Source organism: Chitinophaga sp., from assembly GCF_036566945.1.
Taxonomy (GTDB): domain Bacteria; phylum Bacteroidota; class Bacteroidia; order Chitinophagales; family Chitinophagaceae; genus Chitinophaga.
Genome location: NZ_DATCVJ010000327.1, coordinates 1 through 2,565, shown reverse-complemented (window position 1 = coordinate 2,565; position 2,565 = coordinate 1). Strand labels below are relative to the sequence as shown.

Sequence of the window (2,565 nt, the reverse complement as noted above, 5' to 3'; positions counted from 1 at the left end):
TTACAGCATTGAATTCGGATTAAAAGGATTTATCGCCGAAGGTAGTAGTTCCACTGTACCCATCGACTCTTTCGATGTGCGTTTGTTTAATAATTTAAGTCCCGCTTTCTATCCTAAAGAAGCGTATGATTTGTCGTTTATTTATGCAGATCCGGTGACAGGTGAAATCGTTGAATCCAGTGCTGTCATAAAAGGTTGGGGACGTAAGCAATTATCGGCTCCGGTATTGAGATTTAAAGGTGTGTCGAGCGACGGGCAGGTATATACTTATGCGGCTATGCTGAGAGATCCCGCCACAGGAGAAGTAGTATTGCAACCTGATGGATCTGATTTTTTTATTATTACCGGCAGCGAGCTTGGAGGGAAGTCAAAAATAACCACTGTTTTTGATGATAATAATGGATCCATCTCTTTCAATGAAATAGATCTCTGATAACATGATGCGCCCCGTTAAAAAACATATAACCCGTTTGTTTCCATACGTACTGTATGGGATCGGCAGCTTATCCGTTATAGCGGCAGGCTGCAAAAAAAACGATGAAGTAACACTCGTGACTTCACCGGACATTAAAATGGAAATGATCCCTGTTTCTGATACTATCCGGCATGTGATCGCCTCACATACCTTACTTACTGCCAACCATCCCTGGTATATTGATGGTTGGGTGTTTGTCACCAACGAGGCTACACTGCGTTTAGAAGCAGGTACTATTATAAACGTGCTGCCTTCGGCCGTCAATAAAAAAGATGGCAGTCATAGTGGCGGCCTGATTATTACCCGTGGTGCACATCTTGTAGCTACTGGTACCACTACATTACCAATACAGATGAATGTGGGAGAAGCCGACAACAACGGCGCTTCCGGTATCATTGTGCTGGGGAAAGCGGGAGTTGACAAAAGAAATAATTTACTGGACAACCCGGACGCGCTGTCGCTTAATCACCTGAGTTATGGAGGAGCGGTGTCGGACGATAGTTCAGGTATTATACAGCATCTGCATATTAACTATTACCGTATTGCCGGTACAGGATTTCTCGGCGGCTTATTACTGCTGGGAACCGGTAGCCGGACTGCTATTGAGGATATCAGCCTACACCCTTTACCCATGAAGGAACCTGCGCTGAAAGCAGGTAAACTACATTGAGCTAACTGAAATAATGCGGAGAACCCTATTTGAATGTACGCATGTATCCTTGTTGTTAACCCTTTTCCTTTTTTTTATTTTGGGAAGATGATCACGCTGTTCATGGCTGCTCCGCGACGGGCATCATACCGGCTATTGCTCGCGGGCACATTATTTTCCGGCCTGGTTCTGACGTTGCCATTGATCACCGACAGTGCTTTTGCCAGGAGTAGATCATCTGTATTGCCCAGTGGCAGCAACGGCTGCTGGCTCATTTCATCGATCGGGTACTGAGGCGCAATGCCCGCGGTGTAGTTGCCGGCCCCATTGGCATTACTAAGGCGGTAGGTAAGTGGATGAATGATCCAGGGTATACGCTGCGGGGTACGCATATCGTATACGATCACGGCACCTTTATCTTTTCCCACTGTAGTTTGACCAATCTGAATTACCTGCGTATAGGGCTTCAGGTTATTAATAAGCAGTTCCGCCGCGGATACCGTTTGCCGGCCACTGATAATAAATACACGTGGAAGTTTCAGTTGTCCGGCTAGCAAACTGCTGAAAGCAATAGCCCCACCGGTTTCAGGAACAGAGAGGGTGGTGGCGAAATCCAATGTGCGCGTACCCATTTTATTGTTGCCGCTATATTTTACAAAAATGCTTTTCTCTGTAATACCCGGGGCAATCATGGCAGTCATCATGGCGGCAGCAGCAAGACTCCCTCCCACATTGTACCTCAGGTCAATCACCAGGTCGTTGATGCCTTTGGTTTTGAAATCCTGGAAGGCAGACAAGAGGTAATTATTGTGGCCATCGGTGAAGGCGTTATAAAAAAGATAACCTACTTTTTTGTTGCCACTGTTGATAACGATCGACTTATATACCGGGTTTTCTGTCGTTTTGCCGGGGTGCAGTTGCACCAGTGGGCCTTCCGTGATCGCATTGTTTTTTATTACTGCAGGTGTAATGCTGCCCCCATCCGCAGCTATGCGCAATTGCTCGGGGAGCGTGGTGCTGTTGGCAGTGGTTAATAACGTTTCGTTGATCCGTGTAAAATAGTCACCTCTTTTTAATCCGCCGGCAGCTGCATAGGACCCCGGTACCACCAGTTTCACCACACCGATCACGCCGCCCGTGGCCGCAGGCCAGTCGATGATGCTAAAGTCCACACCGTATTTATACAGCATATCACTTTTAATGGTAGCCGGATCTGTTGGATTATAGATCAGGGAGAATTTATCCTCATTGCTTTTGATACCATTGAAAAATGCCTGTGGTTCCAGTGATTCGTTTGCCTGTCCGGGTAGCTGATCATTCCAGAGATAGAATACATGCATACTATCGAGTATCCACTGGTTGATTTCGGATTGTGTAACGGGACCGGTGGGTACCGCGGGGGGATCATCTTTTTTGCGGCAGGCGATGAGTACTGCTAAAA

Annotated in this window: 3 protein-coding genes; 2 read left to right on the top strand and 1 reads right to left on the bottom strand. The window is 46.8% G+C overall.

Annotated features, from left to right (window positions below; genetic code table 11):
• Both VIP81_RS09690 and VIP81_RS09685 read left to right on the top strand, forming a co-directional pair.
• On the top strand, nt 1-433 hold a 433-nt coding region (locus VIP81_RS09690), incomplete at its 5' end, for a hypothetical protein (protein WP_331959114.1).
• 37 nt (nt 434-470) lie between these two features.
• Nucleotides 471-1,145 carry a hypothetical protein gene (locus tag VIP81_RS09685; protein ID WP_331959111.1) on the top strand — a complete coding sequence of 225 codons (675 nt, stop codon included), beginning with the start codon at nt 471-473 and terminating at the stop codon, nt 1,143-1,145.
• A 74-nt stretch (nt 1,146-1,219) separates the two neighbouring features.
• Here VIP81_RS09685 and VIP81_RS09680 read toward each other — a convergent pair.
• The coding region (locus tag VIP81_RS09680) for a S41 family peptidase (RefSeq protein WP_331959108.1) at nt 1,220-2,565 on the bottom strand (1,346 nt) is incomplete at its 5' end.